The organism is Ruminococcus sp. CAG:379, from assembly GCF_000434255.1.
Lineage (GTDB): Bacteria > Bacillota > Clostridia > Oscillospirales > Ruminococcaceae > Ruminococcus_F > Ruminococcus_F champanellensis.
Map to the genome: position 1 here is coordinate 1 of NZ_FR894868.1, position 17,437 is coordinate 17,437.

Annotated in this window: 24 protein-coding genes; 21 read left to right on the top strand and 3 right to left on the bottom strand. The window is 54.4% G+C overall.

All coding sequences use genetic code 11. The features are described from left to right. The first annotated feature begins 143 nt into the window (after window positions 1-143). The 21 genes from QVO51_RS04260 (at window position 144) to QVO51_RS04360 (ending at window position 14,900) form a co-directional block, all read left to right on the top strand. Entirely contained in the window at window positions 144-641 is a 498-nt protein-coding gene (locus tag QVO51_RS04260) for a stage III sporulation protein AB (RefSeq protein WP_022357364.1), read from the top strand. A gap of 14 nt (window positions 642-655) precedes the next feature. Next, a complete protein-coding gene (spoIIIAC, locus tag QVO51_RS04265) occupies window positions 656-853 on the top strand; it encodes a stage III sporulation protein AC (RefSeq protein ID WP_015558843.1) in 198 nt (65 codons plus the stop codon). Continuing rightward, window positions 847-1,239 carry a stage III sporulation AC/AD family protein gene (locus tag QVO51_RS04270; RefSeq protein ID WP_015558844.1) on the top strand — a complete coding sequence of 131 codons (393 nt, stop codon included), beginning with the start codon at window positions 847-849 and terminating at the stop codon, window positions 1,237-1,239. Before spoIIIAC ends, QVO51_RS04270 begins: the two co-directional genes overlap by 7 nt. Further along, window positions 1,236-2,357 carry a stage III sporulation protein AE gene (locus QVO51_RS04275; RefSeq protein WP_022357365.1) on the top strand — a complete coding sequence of 374 codons (1,122 nt, stop codon included), beginning with the start codon at window positions 1,236-1,238 and terminating at the stop codon, window positions 2,355-2,357. Before QVO51_RS04270 ends, QVO51_RS04275 begins: the two co-directional genes overlap by 4 nt. Window positions 2,358-2,367: 10 nt before the next feature. Then, window positions 2,368-2,823, top strand: a complete 456-nt coding sequence (locus QVO51_RS04280) for a stage III sporulation protein AF (RefSeq protein ID WP_022357366.1) — start codon at window positions 2,368-2,370, stop codon at window positions 2,821-2,823. Further along, window positions 2,817-3,350, top strand: a complete 534-nt coding sequence (locus QVO51_RS04285) for a hypothetical protein (protein WP_022357367.1) — start codon at window positions 2,817-2,819, stop codon at window positions 3,348-3,350. Before QVO51_RS04280 ends, QVO51_RS04285 begins: the two co-directional genes overlap by 7 nt. A gap of 46 nt (window positions 3,351-3,396) precedes the next feature. Then, on the top strand, window positions 3,397-3,957 hold the full coding sequence (locus QVO51_RS04290) for a SpoIIIAH-like family protein (protein ID WP_022357368.1): 561 nt from the start codon (window positions 3,397-3,399) through the stop codon (window positions 3,955-3,957). Window positions 3,958-4,069: 112 nt separating this feature from the next. Further along, window positions 4,070-4,405, top strand: coding sequence for an Asp23/Gls24 family envelope stress response protein (locus QVO51_RS04295; RefSeq protein WP_015558849.1), 336 nt, complete (start codon window positions 4,070-4,072; stop codon window positions 4,403-4,405). A gap of 31 nt (window positions 4,406-4,436) precedes the next feature. Beyond that, window positions 4,437-4,853 (top strand): transcription antitermination factor NusB, encoded by a 417-nt coding sequence (nusB, locus tag QVO51_RS04300; RefSeq protein WP_015558850.1) that lies wholly within the window; start codon window positions 4,437-4,439, stop codon window positions 4,851-4,853. 1 nt (window position 4,854) lies between these two features. Next, window positions 4,855-5,805 carry a hypothetical protein gene (locus tag QVO51_RS04305; protein WP_022357369.1) on the top strand — a complete coding sequence of 317 codons (951 nt, stop codon included), beginning with the start codon at window positions 4,855-4,857 and terminating at the stop codon, window positions 5,803-5,805. After that, entirely contained in the window at window positions 5,802-7,010 is a 1,209-nt protein-coding gene (gene xseA, locus QVO51_RS04310; RefSeq protein ID WP_022357370.1) for an exodeoxyribonuclease VII large subunit, read from the top strand. Before QVO51_RS04305 ends, xseA begins: the two co-directional genes overlap by 4 nt. Beyond that, window positions 7,000-7,185: an exodeoxyribonuclease VII small subunit gene (xseB, locus tag QVO51_RS04315; protein WP_022357371.1), complete on the top strand. Its 186-nt coding sequence runs from the start codon at window positions 7,000-7,002 to the stop codon at window positions 7,183-7,185. Before xseA ends, xseB begins: the two co-directional genes overlap by 11 nt. 20 nt (window positions 7,186-7,205) lie before the next feature. Continuing rightward, complete coding sequence (locus QVO51_RS04320; RefSeq protein WP_441295909.1) at window positions 7,206-7,964, top strand: polyprenyl synthetase family protein; 759 nt, start codon at window positions 7,206-7,208, stop codon at window positions 7,962-7,964. Then, entirely contained in the window at window positions 7,961-8,098 is a 138-nt protein-coding gene (locus QVO51_RS04325; RefSeq protein ID WP_022357373.1) for a hypothetical protein, read from the top strand. The genes QVO51_RS04320 and QVO51_RS04325 overlap by 4 nt, the downstream gene beginning before the upstream one ends. Before the next feature lie 31 nt (window positions 8,099-8,129). After that, a complete protein-coding gene (locus tag QVO51_RS04330; RefSeq protein WP_022357374.1) occupies window positions 8,130-8,564 on the top strand; it encodes a divergent PAP2 family protein in 435 nt (144 codons plus the stop codon). 50 nt (window positions 8,565-8,614) lie between these two features. After that, the gene (dxs, locus tag QVO51_RS04335) at window positions 8,615-10,528 is read left to right on the top strand and encodes a 1-deoxy-D-xylulose-5-phosphate synthase (protein ID WP_022357375.1); all 1,914 of its coding nucleotides are present in this window, start codon (window positions 8,615-8,617) and stop codon (window positions 10,526-10,528) included. Next, window positions 10,512-11,297, top strand: a complete 786-nt coding sequence (locus tag QVO51_RS04340) for a TlyA family RNA methyltransferase (RefSeq protein WP_022357376.1) — start codon at window positions 10,512-10,514, stop codon at window positions 11,295-11,297. Before dxs ends, QVO51_RS04340 begins: the two co-directional genes overlap by 17 nt. 8 nt (window positions 11,298-11,305) lie before the next feature. Next, on the top strand, window positions 11,306-12,166 hold the full coding sequence (locus tag QVO51_RS04345) for an NAD(+)/NADH kinase (RefSeq protein ID WP_022357377.1): 861 nt from the start codon (window positions 11,306-11,308) through the stop codon (window positions 12,164-12,166). A gap of 13 nt (window positions 12,167-12,179) precedes the next feature. Then, window positions 12,180-12,617, top strand: a complete 438-nt coding sequence (locus QVO51_RS04350) for an arginine repressor (protein WP_022357378.1) — start codon at window positions 12,180-12,182, stop codon at window positions 12,615-12,617. Between the two features lie 4 nt (window positions 12,618-12,621). Further along, window positions 12,622-14,286: a DNA repair protein RecN gene (gene recN, locus QVO51_RS04355; protein WP_022357379.1), complete on the top strand. Its 1,665-nt coding sequence runs from the start codon at window positions 12,622-12,624 to the stop codon at window positions 14,284-14,286. A 74-nt stretch (window positions 14,287-14,360) separates the two neighbouring features. Continuing rightward, window positions 14,361-14,900, top strand: coding sequence for an RNA polymerase sigma factor (locus QVO51_RS04360; RefSeq protein WP_022357380.1), 540 nt, complete (start codon window positions 14,361-14,363; stop codon window positions 14,898-14,900). Window positions 14,901-14,945: 45 nt separating this feature from the next. Here the strand turns inward: QVO51_RS04360 and QVO51_RS04365 are convergent, their stop codons facing one another. Genes QVO51_RS04365 through QVO51_RS04375 form a run of 3 tightly spaced genes read right to left on the bottom strand, consistent with a single transcriptional unit; the run spans window position 14,946 to window position 17,398 of the window. After that, window positions 14,946-16,799, bottom strand: coding sequence for a heavy metal translocating P-type ATPase (locus tag QVO51_RS04365; protein WP_022357381.1), 1,854 nt, complete (start codon window positions 16,797-16,799; stop codon window positions 14,946-14,948). 11 nt (window positions 16,800-16,810) lie between these two features. Beyond that, window positions 16,811-17,029: a cation transporter gene (locus QVO51_RS04370; protein WP_022357382.1), complete on the bottom strand. Its 219-nt coding sequence runs from the start codon at window positions 17,027-17,029 to the stop codon at window positions 16,811-16,813. Between the two features lie 12 nt (window positions 17,030-17,041). Next, on the bottom strand, window positions 17,042-17,398 hold the full coding sequence (locus QVO51_RS04375; RefSeq protein WP_022357383.1) for an ArsR/SmtB family transcription factor: 357 nt from the start codon (window positions 17,396-17,398) through the stop codon (window positions 17,042-17,044). Window positions 17,399-17,437: the final 39 nt, after the last annotated feature.

The following is a 17,437-nucleotide window of genomic DNA, read 5'->3' on the forward strand; positions in this document are numbered from 1 at the left end:
CATTCTTGCCACTGCCCATGCCGGAAGCCTTGCCCAGGCGGAGCGCCGTCCGCAGCTACGTTGTTTGCTGGAGGCGGGCGTGTTCCGATGGGCGGTGCTTCTGGGAGGATGCGGACAGGTTGTCGGCATCCAGCGGCTGCAGCATGATTAAGCTGTTGGGACTGCTGCTGGTGGTGGGTGCCGGTAGTATGCTTGGCTTGCAGAAAGCAAAGCAGCTTCAGAACCAGGCAGCATGGCTGGCAGCACTGGAAGGATTTCTTCGGAGCATGCAGACCGAGATCCGCTATCTGGCACCACCCCTGGAGCAGCTACTTTCCCAATTGTACGCACAGCCTGCATACCAATCACTGACCTTTCTGTCCCGTACAGCAGCCTATCTGGGGCAGATGCCGTTCGGACAGGCATGGAGTCGGGCGGTCAGGGAAGCGTGTCCGCACCGGGAGGCAAAGCAGGTGCTGCTGCAGCTGGGGGGAGAGCTGGGGAATTCGGATATTGATGGGCAGCTTGCAGCCATTGGTCTGGCGGAGGAACGGATACATATGCTGCTGGAGAGTGCCAGACAGCAAAGCCGGGAAAAGGGAAAACTGTGTACAGCCATGGGCACGCTGCTGGGTACGCTGGCGGCGATCTTGCTGGCATAGCGGAGGGACGGAAGATGAACATAGACCTGATTTTTAAAATTGCCGGGATCGGAATCATTGTGGCAGTGCTGAATCTGGTGCTCAAGCGGGCGGAGCGGGAGGAACAGGCTATGCTTACCACCCTTGCGGGGCTGATCGTGGTGTTGATGATGATCGTCAACGAAATCGCCGCTTTGTTCGATACTATCAAAACGGTGTTCGGCCTATGGTGAATACCCTGTTTGCAGTGGCGGCACTGTGCATGACCTCGGTATTGCTGTGCAAGGTGCTGGAGCGCTATGCCAGGGAGCAGGCTGTGATGCTGACCATTGGCACGGCGGCTGGAGTGCTTCTTCTGTTGTTGACTATGCTGGAGCCGCTGTTGACCCAGATCCACCAGTTATTCCAGGTGGCGGGTCTGCCCGATACCTACATTGCAGTGCTGTGGAAGGCGCTTGGCATTTGTTATGTGACCCAGCTTGCCGGGGATGTGTGCCGGGATAGCCGGGAGGAGGCGCTGTGTTCCGTGGTGCATATGGCGGGGAAAATTGCACTGATGGTACAGGCACTGCCTCTGATCCGGGGGCTGATGTCCATGATTTCGGAGGTGCTGGGATGAGAAAAATACTGCTGTTGGCAGTGATGCTTGTGGTATGGTTTCTGCCGGGGATTCCGGTATCGGCGGATACCCAGGAGGAGATTTTGGCGCAAAGTGGTGCGGATTCCATTGCTGTGGACGAGCAGACCAACTCCTTTCTGGAGGATCATGCCATTTCCTTCACCGATCCACAAAGCGTACTGACCCTTTCACCAAAGGAGCTGCTTTGTTCCATGTGGAACACATTCCGTGCCCAGCTGGCAGCACCTCTCCGGCTCTTTTTCACGTTAGGGCTTGTGGTGATTTGCAGCGCATTCACCTCCGGGTTGGGGGATACCATTTCTGACCGGGGCTTGTCCGGGGCATACGGCTTCCTGGTGGTCATGGTTGCGGTTTCCGTACTGCTGACTCCTATGGAGCAGTGCTTTTCCCTGGCGTCGGATACCATGGAATCCGGCAGCCGATTCATGCTGTCCTTTGCGCCGGTGCTGTCCTCCATTCTTGCGGCAGGAGGGGGCGTGGTGTCTGCTTCCGTGTATCAGCTGGCGGTATTCTCCCTGGCGGAACTGGCAGTACAGCTTACCTGCATGTATCTGATGCCCCTGCTGCGGATCCTGCTTGCACTGGGGATCATGGATGCGGTACATCCCGATTTTTCCTTTGGCAGCATCATCCGAGGGGTCAAACGGGTGGCGCAGTGGGGGCTTGGATTGGTCATGGCGTTGTTTGTGGGCTTGCAAACGGTACAGGGTATGGTTTCCGCCTCCGCTGATACAGTTGCCACCAAAGCCACCAAATTCATGCTTTCCAGCTGTGTGCCGGTGGTGGGAGGTGCAGTTTCGGATGCATACACCACCTTGCGTGGCAGCGTGGGGGTTCTGCGCAGCGGTGTGGGAGGCGTTGGGATTCTTGCCCTTGGTGCCATGGTACTGCCCCCCATCCTGTTGTTGGGGCTGTATCGTCTGGCTGTACTGGCGGCAGGCACTCTGGCGGAGCTGGCAGGGGTCCGCTCTCTGAGCAAGCTGCTGCATAGTCTGGAGCAGGTACTGTCCCTGGCGCTGGGCATGCTGTGTACGTTCGTTTTTCTGTTGCTGTTGTCAACAGCCATTGTGATGATTGCCGGCGGAACCGGCGGGTAAAGGAGGAAGTATGGAAACATGCAGACAGGCGGCGCTATGCGCTTGTGCAGTGAGTCTTGCTTACGGGATTCTCTCCCATTTGCTGCCCACAGAGCGATTTGCAAAGCAGCTGCGGCTGATACTGACCCTGCTGTTGTTGATTGCATTGATCCAGCCCTTTTTGCACCAGGATGTTTCTTTGCCTGCCTTGGCGATCCAGGAGGATTCACAGTCGGCATATACACAGCAGTATACCCAGGCACTGACCCGGCAGACAGAGGCACATCTGGCGGATGCCCTGCTGGAGCAGTTGGAGGCAGCCGGGGTAGCCTGTCAAAAAGTACAGGTAGAAATACATATTGATCAGCAGGGCGGCATAGATATTAGGGAAGTCCGATTGCAGTGCGCAGACTTTCAGGCTGCCGTGACCCAACTGCACCGAACCCTTGGAGCAGATATAACGATAACAGAGGTGGACGTATGGTAGCATGGCTTGAAAGATGCAAGGCATTGTGGAAGCGAACCGGGCGAACGACCTGGATCGTGCTGATGGGAGTGGCAGGCATGCTGCTGATCTTTCTCTCCGGCATAGGCGGGGACAAAGCAGAGGAAATATCCCAGGAGCCGATGCAGACCGGCAGTCAGCAAACAGAGGATGCTTACCGGATGGCAGCGGAACAGGAACTGACAGAACTGCTGGGACAGATCCGTGGCGTGGGCAGGGTGCATGTCATGCTGCGGATCTCCGGCAGTGAGACCCAGGTCTATGCCACAGAGCAGAAAACCGAAACGGACGGCAGCCGCACCAGCCGGGAGTCCAAGCATGTACTGATTGGCAGTGGCAATGCCCAGTCTGCATTGGTGGAGCAGATCCAGGCGCCCCGGATCATCGGGGCAGTGGTGGTTTGCGAGGGAGGTGACAGCATTCAAGTCAAGGAGCAGATCTATCAGGCGGTTTCAGTGGCGTGCAGCATCTCCACTGCGCAGATTTATGTAGCAGCCATGAAATCCTAGGATACCATACCGGATACGATTCCGGATCTAGAAAGGAGCACTTCTTATGAAAAAACCAAACCTGATCATCGGGAAGAAGCAGATCATTCTTTCCTGTCTGACATTGATGCTTGCCATTGCAGTGTATGTGAATTATGTGCTGAGTGACCAGAGTCTGGCTGATCCCTCCGTCAGCACCAATGCGCCGGTGGTGGGACAGCAGGCAGAGGCGCAAAGCGGCAATTATGGGGACACCCAGTTTGTCAATGGCAGCAGCACCGCCGATTACTTTGCACAGGCACGACTGGAAAAGCAGACCAGCCGGGATAATGCGGTACAGACCTTGCAGAGCATTATGGGGGGCGGCGATTTGTCCGAGGATGAGATGGTGACAAATGCTATCAATGCAGTGGAGCTGTCCAAGCTGGTGGAGAGTGAGGGAAACATCGAATCCCTCATCAAGGCTCAGGGCTTTAACGAGTGTGTGGTATATCTGGACGGCACCAGCGCAAAGGTAGTTGTGCAGACCGATGGCATGGAAGCAGCCCAGGCAGCAGCCATCAAGGACATTATTTTGGGGGAGGTTTCGGTTCCCGCAGAAAATATCAGAATTTTTGAGGTAAAGTAGTTGTTTCTTCCGAACTTTTTTGGTATAATATAAATTAGGAATGTATATTCGCAGGAGAAGGCGATGCAAACCGGTTTCTCCTGCTCTATCTTTCAGTGATGGAGGTCATAAAATGGAACAGGAAACCAAAACAAACGTAGGGGATCTGCGGATCTCCGAGGCAGTGATTGTGAAAATGGCGAATTATGCAATTGCAGAGGTTGCCGGTGTGGACAGTCTTGCTGTCAGAAAGTCTGTTTTTAAGAAAAAGGCAGCTCCCATTCAGGTGCATTTGATGGGGGATGTGGTGGAGATCACTGCATACATTATTGTAAAATACGGTTGCCGTGCAACCACCGTTGCAGAACAGGTGCAGCAGACCGTCAAGGATCAGGTGCAGACCATGACGGGGATCGCAGTGTCCAAGGTCAATGTTGTTGTGGCAGGCATTGCTTTTGAGAAAAAATAACTGCCCCGGACGTTGAAATTGGAGGATATCTATGAGCAGTATGACCAGACGTGAAGTGCGTGACTGTGCATTCAAACTGATTTTTGAAAAGCTTTTGCGGGATGATCCCATTGAGGAACTGTATGCCATTGCAGACGAAGTGGATGAAATCACCGTAAACGATCAGGTGCGGGAGCTTGTGGAAGGCACCCTGGACAAAACTGAGGAGCTTGACCGGATTATTTCCGAATATAGCTCCAAACGAGGGCTGTCCCGGATCGCAAAGATCAACATTGCGGTGCTGCGCATTGCCCTGTATGAGATCCTGTATGATGAAAAGACACCGATGAATGCGGCAATCAATGAGGCAGTGCAGCTGTCTCAGACTTATGCCCAGCAGGAGGATGTGTCCTTTGTCAACGGTGTGCTGGGGGCATATGCCCGGGCGCACAGCAGCGAAGAAGGCTGAGATGGCACGGTTCCTGGGTATCGATACCAGTAATTACACCACCTCTGCTGCCTTGTATGACACGGAACAGTGCCGGATCTACCAGGCAAAGCGCCTGCTGCCGGTGAATCCCGGAGAAGCAGGACTGCGCCAGAGTGATGCAGTGTTTCATCATACCCGGCAGCTACCCCAGATTATGGACGAGCTGTTTTCCCAGACACCGCCGAAATTTGATGCCATTGGCGTATCTGCCCGGCCTCGCAGCGGGGAGGAGTCCTATATGCCTTGTTTTCTCTGCGGAGAAGGGGTTGGTTCCATATTGGCTGGCACCCATCGGGTGCCCCTGTATCGAACCTCTCACCAGATCGGGCATATTCTGGCAGCACTGTATTCGGCGGATGCGATGCATCTGCTGCAAGCACCCTTTCTTGCCTTCCATGTCAGCGGCGGCACCACGGACTGCGTGTTGTGTACGCCGGATCCGGCGCAGTGCCTTCGCATAGAACCGGTTTCCACCAGCCTGGATCTGAAAGCGGGACAAGCTGTGGATCGGGTGGGGCTGATGCTGGGTCTGCAGTTTCCCTGCGGACCGACTCTGGAGCAGTTGGCAATGCAGTGTGACCGCCTGCCCACGCATCCCCGTCCGGTGATGAAAGGACTGAACTGCTGTCTGTCCGGTTTGCAGAATCAATGTCAGCATTTGCTGGATCAGGGAACACCTGCGCCCCAAATCGCTCTGTATTGTCTGATGGCAATTGCCGAAACCGTGTATGCCATGACAAAGGCCGCCTTTGGAGTATACGGACAGCTGCCGGTGGTGTATGCAGGCGGTGTTATGTCCAATCAGCTGATCCGCCGGGAGATCTGTCGGCATGGAACAGCATATTTTGCTGCGCCGGCATTCTCCTGTGACAATGCAGCCGGTGTTGCTGTGTATGCGGCTCTGTCAGCAGAAGAAGGGAAACAGCCATGATTATGTTTACGGTTTCGGAGCTGAACCGATATATTGCATTTCAGCTCAAAGGGGATGCCCGGCTGCAGGGAATCCTGCTTCGGGGAGAGATCTCCAACTTCACCTGCTATCGGAAATCCGGTCACTGTTATTTCACCTTAAAGGATGCGGATTCCGCAGTGAAAGCGGTGATGTTCGCCAGCTATGCGTCCAAGCTGCGCTTTGATCCCCGGGACGGCATGCGAGTGATCGCCGTTGGCTCCGTGGGGGTGTTTGAGCGGGATGGCGCTTATCAGGTTTATGTAAACGATTTGCAGCCGGATGGGGTTGGTGCCAATTACGTTGCGTTTTTACAGCTGAAGGAAAAGCTGTCCGGACTTGGATACTTTGATGAAGCGGCAAAGCAGCCCCTTCCGGCGCTGCCAAAGAAAATCGGTGTCATTACCTCTCCGGAGGGTGCCGCATTGCAGGACATTTTGCATATTATCGGGCGGCGATGCCCCATTGCAGAGGTGGTGGTGTATCCTGCCATGGTGCAGGGAGAACAGGCACCCGGAACCCTTGCTGCCGCTGTGCAGCAAGCATCCCAAAGCGATTGCGACGTACTGATCCTGGGCAGGGGCGGCGGTTCTGCGGAGGATTTACAGGCGTTCAATACGGAAGCTGTTGCAAGGGCAATTCACGATTGTCCCATTCCCCTCATCAGTGCAGTGGGGCATGAAACCGATTACACCATTGCGGATCTGACGGCAGATATGCGTGCGCCCACTCCCTCTGCTGCTGCCGAGCTTGCAGTGCCCACCATGGAGCAGCTGCGTAATGGGTTGGATGCTTTGAATCATCGGCTGGCAGACGGCATGGAGCATCGGCTCAGCCAGGCGGAACGCAGCTTACAGGCACTCAGACAGCGCTTAGCGGCATGCTCCGTAGAGGGACGGCTGAATTTGTGGCAGGAACGGCTGGAACAGATGCAAAACCGGCTGAATCAAAGCGCCGCAAACGGCATTGCCCGCAGGGAGGCACAGCTGATGCAGCAGCTTGCACGACTGGATTCCTTGAGTCCGGTGAAGGTGCTTACCCGGGGCTATGCCCTGGTTTATCATGAAAACAAGCTGATTACCAGTGTGCAGCAGGCTGTACCCGGGGATGAGCTTCATATCCGCCTGGGGGACGGGGAGATCCAAGCCGTCGTGCAGGTTCATACAGGAGAGTCATATGGAATTTGAAAAGAATATGCAGCGTTTGTCGGAAATTGTATCCAGGCTGGAGCAGGGTGATCTGACTCTGGAGGAGTCGGTTGCATTGTACGAAGAGGGCGTGAAGCTCAGTGCCGCATGCAGTCAGGCTCTGGAACAGGCAAAGCTGAAGGTAACCATTCAACAGGAGGGCAAAACGTCATGAATAAAACAAATCTGCGTCAGATGGAAGCGGATATAGAATGGATCGAACGGGAATTGCAGCATTGCTGCCGTACCAAGCCGGAAACCAATCCACAGGCCAAGGTGCTGGAGGCAATGCGGTATTCTCTGGAGGCAGGCGGCAAGCGGATTCGTCCCTTGCTGGTGCTGGCTTTTTGCCGTGCCTGCGGCGGAGATGTGCAGAAAGCGCTGAAACCGGCTCTTGCCATTGAGATGATACATACCTATTCGCTGATCCACGATGATCTGCCGGCCATGGATGACGATGACTACCGCCGGGGCAGGCTTTCCTGCCATAAAGCATTTGATGAAGCCACTGCCATTCTGGCTGGGGATGCGCTGAACGTGCTGCCCTTTGAACTGCTTTCCACGGATACCACATTGCCGGCGGAAACGCGTGTGTCCCTGATTGCTGAGCTGGCAAACGCAGCCGGTGCAGAGGGCATGATCGGCGGGCAGGTGATCGACATTGCCAACGAGACTCGCACGGATGTGGATCAGAACAACCTGGTGAACATGTATGCGCACAAGACCGGCGCACTGATCCGGGTTGCATGCACCATGGGTTGTATGGTAGCCGGGGCAAATGACAAAATGCTGACTGCTGCTACGGAATACGCACAGCGGCTGGGGCTTGCGTTTCAGATCGTGGATGATATTCTGGATGTGACCGGTACGCCGGAGCTGCTGGGCAAGCCTATNCGGAGCTCCTGGGCAAGCCTATCGGCAGCGATGCAGCCCACCACAAGACTACATTTGTGACCCTGTTGGGGCTGGAAGGTGCCAAGGCGGAAGCATCCCGTTTGACGGAGGAGGCGCTGCGGCTGCTGGAGGATATTCCGGAGCACCAGTTCCTGACAGAGCTGACAGAAGCGCTGCTTAACCGCAATTACTGATAAAGGAGTACGGATTTTTTCCGGAAAATACATGAAGTATAATGCTGTTCTTTGCGCAGGGATTCTGGGATGGGGCGTTGCGCAGATTCTCAAATTCCTGCTGTATGCAATTGCAAACCATGCTGCCCGGCTGGAGCGGCTGGTGGGTTCCGGGGGCATGCCCAGTTCCCATTCCGGCATGGTCTGTGCTGCACTGGTGGCAACCGGGCGCGTCTGCGGCGTGGACGCACCCTTGTTTGGGGTGATGTTTCTGTTTGCCTGTATCGTCATGTATGATGCCATGAACGTGCGGCAGGCTGCCGGTTTGCATGCAAAAATTTTGAATGATCTCAAGCGACGCTTTGCCGATCCGCAGAAATCGGATTGTCCGGACAAGGAACTCAAGGAGTTTCTGGGGCATACCCCGTTGGAGGTGTTCTGTGGGGCATTGCTTGGCATCGCACTCGGCTTTGTGGTTCCCGTATAGGAATAACGGAAAGCTGAATAGAGGAATCCGAAAGGGGCGTTCGCTTATCAATGGATAAGCTGAAAAAGATGGAATCAAAAAAAATTATGGAGGCGCAGGAGCCGGTGCATCTGGCGGATCTGCATCTGCCGGAGGATCTGCGGGACTTGAGTTATACCCAGTGCAGACAGCTTTGCCGTGAGATCCGCACCACTCTGGTCAATACAGTTTCCAAGACCGGGGGACACCTGGCATCCAATCTGGGCGTGGTGGAACTGACCATGGCGCTGCATCGCTGCTTTCACTCTCCGGAGGACAAGATCGTCTGGGACGTGGGGCATCAGAGCTATACCCATAAGCTGTTGACCGGGAGATTGGATCGTTTTCCCACCCTGCGGCAGGAAAACGGCATCTCCGGCTTTCCAAAGCCTTCCGAATCTGAGCATGATGCCTTTGTCAGCGGTCATAGCTCTACCTCCATTTCTGTAGCCTGTGGTATGGCTGCGTCCATGCGGCTGAATCAGCAGGATCACTACGCAGTGGCGGTCATCGGAGATGGTGCCATGACCGGCGGTATGGTTTATGAAGGATTGAATAACGGCGGGAAGGTGCCGGATAATCTGATCGTGATCCTGAACGACAATCATATGTCCATTTCCAAAAACGTGGGGGCGTTGGCAAAATATCTTGCCTCCATCCGGGGCAAGGAGGGCTACGTCAAGACCAAGTGGGCGGTGGAGCGCACATTGGACAAGACACCGGTTCTGGGAAAGCCCCTGGCAAAGGTGCTGAAAACCTCCAAGGACACCCTGCGCAATACCCTGTATCACCAGTCCACGCTGTTTGACAACCTGGGCTTTGTATACCTTGGCCCGGTGAACGGGCACAACCTGGAGGAACTGGAGGAGGTGCTTCAGGTCGCAAAAAGCTATCACCGTCCAGTGCTGGTGCATGTAAACACGGTGAAGGGCAAGGGTTACATGCCGGCGGAAAAGAATCCGGGAGAGTATCACGGCATCTCCAAGTTTGATGTCATGACCGGAAATCCGGAGGTTTCGGTGGATACCTGCTTTTCCACTGTGTTCGGGCAGGAACTCGCCCGGCTGGGCAGGGAGGATCAGCGCATCTGCGCCATTACCGCTGCCATGAAATACGGCACCGGGCTTCAGTTTTTCGCTTCGGAATGCCGGGATCGGTTCTTTGATGTGGGCATTGCAGAGCAGCATGCGGTGACATTTGCCGCCTCCCTTGCATCCATGGGGCATCTTCCAGTATTTGCTGTGTACTCCTCTTTTTTACAGCGCGCCTATGACCAGCTGCTTCACGATGTCGCCATCAGCAATCTGCATGTGGTGTTGGGCATTGACCGTGCCGGCATCATCGGGGAGGACGGGGAGACCCATCAGGGTCTGTTTGATGTTTCACTGGTATCCTCCATCCCCAATTCTACGATCTATTCGCCTCTTTGCTATGAGGAACTGTGTACATGTCTGAAAAAGGCGCTGTATGAGGACAAGGGACTTGTCTGTATCCGGTATCCTCGTGGTGTGGATCAGTCCGAGCCTGCCTTCCGTGAACCTTCTCTCACCCTGTCCCACTATCGAAAGGGTGGCAGGATTCTGCTGGTGACTTATGGTCGGATCTTTAACGAGATGGTTCGTGCCCAGGTTACCCTTGCGGCAGAAGGGATCTGCTGTGATATGCTGCGATTGACCCGGATTTTCCCGCTTTTGCCCCAGGCTGTTGCGGCAATGCAGGAATACGATCAGGTGATCTTTTTTGAGGAAGGGGTCAAAACCGGCGGCATTGCTTCCCAGGTGGGGGATGCATTGCTGGAATCCGGCTTTAGAGGACGATATTCCTCTGTTGCGGTACAGGGCTTTGTGAAACAGGCGTCTGTTGCCGGTAGTCTGGAGCATGCAGGATTGTCCGCCTCAAAAATGTCGGATTATGTAAAAGGAGCGGTTCATGGGCATGCGACTTGACAGCCGCCTTGTGACCCTTGGGCTGGCTTCCAGCCGTGCCAGAGCCAAGGAACTGATCTGCGGCGGACAGATCACGGTAAACGGCATGCCTGTAAGGAAAGTCTCTGCTGAAGTATTCGATTCAGATGAGATTCTCTGTGCCGGCGGTCAGCTGCCTTTTGTGGGCAGGGGCGGCTTGAAGCTTGCTCACGGGGTGGAACAGTTCCATATATCCCTGACCGGATTGACCTGCCTGGATATTGGCGCATCTACCGGTGGCTTTACGGACTGCATGCTGCAAAAGGGAGCGGCAAGGGTGTATGCCCTGGACGTGGGGCACGATCAGCTTGCTCAGAAGCTCCGGCAGGATCTCCGGGTGGTGAACCTGGAGGGGGTGAACATCCGGGATGTGCGTCCGGAGGAGTTTCCGTCCTTTGATTTTATTGGTACGGATGTTTCCTTCCTGTCCCTTGGGTATGTATTTCCGACAGCGACCCGGCTTCTGAAGGAGGGTGGATCCATGATCGCCCTCATTAAGCCGCAGTTTGAAGCAGGTCCCAAGGCACTCAATAAGCATGGGGTGGTCAAGCAGCCCAAGGATCATTTACGCAGCATCGAATCAGTGCTTGCATCGGCACAGCAGCGTCATTTCTCCATACAAGGGCTGATCCCGTCTCCGATCCGGGGCGGCAGCGGCAACCGGGAATATCTGCTGTATCTGAAAAAGGGCGGGATATCCCGGATGCCGGATGTGGCGGCGGTGGTCAGATGTGCCTTTGAGGCAGAATGAGGTAACGTATGAAAGTCGTAATCTATCCGAATTTCCGAAAGCAGTATGCGCCGGAGGTGACACGGGCGGTCTGTCAGGCTCTGCATCAGATGGGGCTGGAGATCGGCGTGGATCAGATCCACCGGAATGCTCTTGGGGATATTTCTTACATTGACTTTGGAGATCTGTGTGAGATGGCAGAGCAGGCGGAATTTGCGATTGCCATCGGCGGCGATGGAACTATATTAAAATGTGCCAGAAAGCTGATGCGTTCTGACGTGAAGCTGCTGGGGATCAACACCGGCAGACTGGGCTTTATGGCAGCCCTGGAATCGGATGAGCTGGATCAGCTGCCCCGGCTGCTGACCGGGGAGTACCGGGTCAGTCAGCGGATGATGCTTCGGGCTGCCCTTTGGCGGGAAGGGAAGGAGATCGGCGTATATACTGCGCTCAATGACGTATATGCTTCCCGGTACGGAGGCAGGATGTCGGACTTTTCCGTGTATGCGGACGATTCCCTCATCGGCAGGTACCGGGCGGACGGAGTTGTATTCAGTACACCCACCGGTTCCACTGCATATTCCCTGTCCGCAGGGGGACCCATCATTGAGCCGGATCTGTCCTGCATTGAAATGACACTGATCTGTCCTCATTCGCTTTTTGCCCGGCCGGTATTGTTTTCGGCGGATCGACGGATCACTCTTGTGCCGGAGCATTACAAGACCGCTACACTGAGCCTGAGTGCAGATGGCAATGAGTCGGTGGAAATGCAGTCGGAGGATCGGGTGGTGCTTACTCGTTCCAGCCACACAGTTTCTCTGGTTGAAATGACGGACAGTCACTTTTTTGATTCACTGAACGGCAAGATGATGCACGCTTTGAAGGAATAATGCGAGGGAAGTCATGAAAAACAGACGACAGGAAAAAATTCTGGAGCTGATTGCTGCGGCGGATGTGGATACCCAGGAGGCTTTGCAGAAAATGCTCATCAACTGTGGCTTTCCGGTGACCCAGGCAACCATATCCAGGGACATCCGGGAACTGAAACTGATGAAGACAAGCGCTCCCAACGGAGGATACCGCTATGTGACGCCGGACAGCAGTACCGCAAGACGAAGCCTACTGACGGATACAGTGATCGGCGTGGATTATGCCATGAACACAGTGGTGATCAAATGCCACACCGGCATGGCTCAGGCAGCATGTGCCGCACTGGACATGATGCAGCATGCAGACATTGTGGGAACCCTTGCCGGGGATGATACGATTTTTGTTCTCACCCGTACAGAGCAGAATGCGGCTGATCTGACAGAAGCATTAAAATCTATGATTTGGGGGTAATGGGATGCTCAAGGAGCTGTATATTGAGAATCTGGCAGTGATCGCCCGTGCCGCCATTCCTTTTGATACCAAGCTGAATGTGTTTACTGGTGAAACCGGCGCCGGGAAATCCATTCTGATTCACGGGATCAATGCGGTACTTGGCCAGCGTGTCACCAAGGAGCTTGTCCGGACTGGCTGCGACCGGGCAGTCATCACTGCTCTGTTTACGGATCTGTCGGATGCTACCCGTCAGGTGCTGGATGACCTGGGGATCTCCTATGAAGAGGATGGAATTACCTTGACCAGAGAAATTCTGGCGGACGGGGGGAGCGTAGCACGGATCAATCAGCGAACCGCTACGGTATCCGCACTCCGGGAGATCGGCAGTACGCTGATTACCATTCACGGGCAGCACGACAACCAGATTCTTTTAGAACCGGAGCGGCATTTGCACATTCTGGACGCTTTTGGCGGTGACACAAGCAAGCTTGCAGATTATCAGGACAGCTTCCGGGAGCTGCAATCCCTGGCACGGCGCCTGGGTACCCTGCGGAAAGCGGAGCAGAACCAGGAGCAGCGGATGCAGTACCTGCGCACTTTGGTGCGGGATGTCGGGGCTTTGGAGCTTGCTTCCGGGGAGGATGCGGAACTGGAGGCGGAATATCAGGTTCTGCTCCACGGCAAGCAGATTGCCCAGAGCATGCAGAATGCCCTTGCGCTGCTCAATGAGCCGGAGGCGGGGCTGGAGCAGCTTCAGACAGCGGAGGAGCAGCTTCAGGATGGAGCTGTCTTGTATCCGGCAATGGGTACCCTGGCTGAACGGATGACCGCAGTGCGCATTGAAACAGAGGATATTGCCTCCGAGCTTTCGGACCTGTTGGATGGGCTGGATCTGGATGGTGCCCGTTTTGCACAGGTCAGCGCCCGGCGGGATGCCATTGCAGCGCTCAAGCGTCGGTATCAGTGCGATGCAGAGGAGCTTCTTCAAAAATATGAGGCGGCAGTGCAGGAATTGCAGAGCTATTCCAGTGCTTCAGAGGAGATACGGGGACTGACGGAGCAAAAGTCCGCATTGCTCCAGGTCGTCACGGAAAAGGCGAAGGCGCTTTCCAATTACCGGGCGACCCTGGCAAAGCAGTTTGTGCAGCGTGTGGGGCAGGAGCTTGCGTTTCTGGACATGCCCCAGGTACAGCTGGCAGTACAGTTTACGCCGGGTAAGCTGACCATGCATGGCATGGAAACTGCGGAGTTTTTGATCTCCGCCAATGCGGGAGAACCCCCGAAGCCCATTGCCAAGATCGCATCCGGAGGCGAGCTGTCCCGGATGATGCTGGCACTGAAGGCAGTGGTAGGAGATCGGGACGAGATCCCCACCATGATTTTTGATGAGATCGATACCGGCGTCAGCGGCAGGGCGGCACAGAAGATCGGTATTAAGCTGCGGCAGATCGGCAGCATGCGGCAGGTGCTTTGTGTGACCCATCTGTCCCAGATCGCAGTCATGGCGGAGCATCATTTGCTGATTGAAAAGCGTACAGTGCAGAACCGGACGGAAACCTCGGTTACAGTGCTGGACTTTGCCGGACGTGTGCGGGAAATCGCACGGATCATGGGCGGCGAGAATCCCAGCAGGTTGATGCTGGAAACAGCAGAGGCAGAGCTGCGCTCCGCAATGCAGAAGCCGTAGTTGATGTACTACAGCATTGTGATAAGGCATTGCCCAGACGGCAGTGAACCATTGTTGGACAGTTGGAGGCTAAAATGTTAGGCGTATACATGGCGTTGCTGGAGACGAAGGAAGACCGGGAACGGTTTGACAAGCTCTACCGCCAACACCGGGAACAGTTGTTTCGGATTGCATTGAGCGTGATGAAGGATATTTGTTCAGCGGAGGATGTTGTTTCTGAAGTTTTCATGATCATTGCAAAAAACTTTTCAGCACTCCGGAAAAAAACAGACCGGGAGCTGTTTGGATATATTGCGATCATCACCCGGAATCGTGCAATCGATATATATCGGCGGCAAAAAAGTGAAGCAGAAACCGTTACCTTTGATGAGGCATACAGCCAAACAGAACTTATGCAGAATGCACCTACCGGAGAAACGGATGAAGCGGTGAAGCTGATTCTGCGGCTTTCTGAAGAACATCGGGATATTCTGATACTGAAGTATTACTACGGTTTTTCTGTACATGAGGTTGCGGACATGCTGAAACTGCCCTATGATACGGTCAAATCCCGGATGAAACGTGCCAAAAAGCTGTTGAAGGATGAATTGAACAAAGCGGCAAAAAAAGCCTGAGAAGAATCCAAGCTGGAGCTTCTCAGGCTTTTTGTGATGTTGTCTTTATGCTTCTCCACGGTAGGTGAGGGCACGCATTGCGTTCAGAATGGCGAGAACGGATACGCCCACGTCAGCAAATACAGCTTCCCACATGTTGGATAAGCCAACGGCTGCAAGAATCAGAACCAGCGCCTTCACCCCAAGCGCAAAGATGATATTTTGCCGGACGATTTGCGTGGTGCGCCGTGCAATGCGAATGGCAACCGGGATCTTGGAGGGCTGATCGTCCATCAGCACCACATCCGCCGCTTCAATGGCTGCATCCGTTCCCATGGCACCCATGGCGATGCCAAGATCCGCCCGGGTCAGAACAGGCGCATCGTTGATGCCGTCCCCCACAAACAACAGATTCCGCTTCGGACGCTTCTGACGGAGCAGTTCCTCCATCCGATCCACCTTATCCGATGGCAGCAGCTGTGTGTAAACCTCATCCATGCCAAGCCGCTTTGCAGTCTGGGTGCCGATTTCCTTAGCGTCTCCGGTAAGCATGACGGTTTTGGAGATGCCCAGTTCCCGTAACTGCTTGATGGCTTCTGCCGCATCCGGTTTGACCTCGTCAGAGATTACCAGATGTCCCGCATAGATCCCGTCAATGGCGAGATGCACAGTGGTGCCCACATGGTGGCAGGGGTGCCAGCCGATGCCTTGCTGCTCCATCAACTTGTCGTTGCCGGCATATACTTGCTTGCCGTCAATGACTGCGTGAATGCCGTGACCGGAGATTTCCTCCACGTTTTCGATCCGGGAACGATCGATCACAACGCCGTATGCTTCCCGAATGGATTTTGCAATGGGGTGGTCAGAGTAACATTCTGCGTAAGCCGCATACTCCAGAAGCTGACTTTGGGAAATCTGATCCGGATGAATGGCAGTTACGTTGAACACGCCCCGGGTCAGGGTGCCTGTCTTATCAAATACTACGATATCTGCTGCCGCCAGAGCTTCCAGGTAATTGCCGCCCTTGACCAGGATCCCCTGTCGGGATGCACCGCCAATACCGCCGAAAAAGCTCAGCGGAACGGAAATAATCAGCGCGCAGGGGCAGGATACTACAAGGAAGATCAGTGCCCGGTGCAGCCAGTTGACCCAGTCACCGCCGGTTACAAAAGGGGGGATCAAAGCCAGCAGCAGCGCTGCGATCACCACGCAGGGAGTATAATATTTGGAGAATTTTGTAATGAAATTCTCGGAGGCTGCTTTTTTGCTGCTTGCATTTTCCACCAGCTGCAGGATCTTGGATACGGTGGATTCTCCAAATGCGTGAGTCACTCGAATTCGCAACAAACCACTTTCATTGATGCAGCCGCTGATAACATCATCACCAACCGTTACGCTTCGGGGAACAGATTCACCAGTCAGTGCAGCGGTGTCCAGTGTGGAGCAGCCCTCCAGCACGACCCCATCCAGAGGAACTCGTTCGCCGGGCTTGACCACAATGGTGTCTCCGATGGCAACCTGATCCGGATCCACTTTTTTCAGTTCGCCGTTCTGCTCCAGATTTGCATAGTCCGGTCGGATGTCCATCAGAGACGCAATGGATTTCCGGGATTTGCCCACCGCATAGCTTTCAAACAGCTCACCGATCCGGTTGAACAGCATAACTACCACCGCTTCCGGATACTGCTGGGTACCGATGGCGCCTACGGTGGCAAGCATCATCAAGAAGTTTTCGTCAAAAATCTGGCCGTGGGCAATGTTCCGCAGTGCTTTTAAGATCACGTCCCAACCGATCAGGAAGTATGGCACAAGGAATACTACAAGACGGAGCCAACCAGTTACGGGCAGCAACTCTGCCACCAAAAACAGCACTGCGGTGATCAGGATGCGGTATAGAATACGCTTTTGCTTCCGGGTCATAAAACCCCCTCCTACATGATGATTTCGCAGTCAGGTTCAATTTTGTGACAGGTCTTGACCACCTGCTTCATGATCCTATTGAAGGATGCATCATCCGCAGTGATGGTCATCTTTTGCAGCAGGAAATTTACCTCTGCGTCTGTAACACCGTCGATTTTCAGAATAGCGTCCTGCATTTTTGCTGCGCAGTTTGCGCAATCCAGATCTTCCAGCTGAAATACCTTTTTCATCGTGATATCCTCCTACTCACAAATGTGTTCCATGCCCTGGGCAATGATTTTAGTCACATGCTCATCGGACAGGGAATAGAATGCGTTTTTGCCTTCCTTGCGGAATTTTACAAGCTTGTTGGCTTTGAGTACACGAAGCTGATGGGAAACGGCGGTCTGAGTTACGCCCAGAAGCTGCGCAATGTCGCATACGCACATTTCGCACTCGAACAATGCGTACAGGATTTTGATCCGGGTGGTGTCCCCGAAGACCTTGAACAGCTCTGCCAGGTCGTATAGGATCTCATCGTCCGGCATATCCTGGTACACCTTATTCACAGTATCCTGGTGTACGCACAGGAACTCGTTGTGTTCATCCTTCATGTCCATGCCATCACATCCTCTCATATGTTTATCTGTTCATATGAT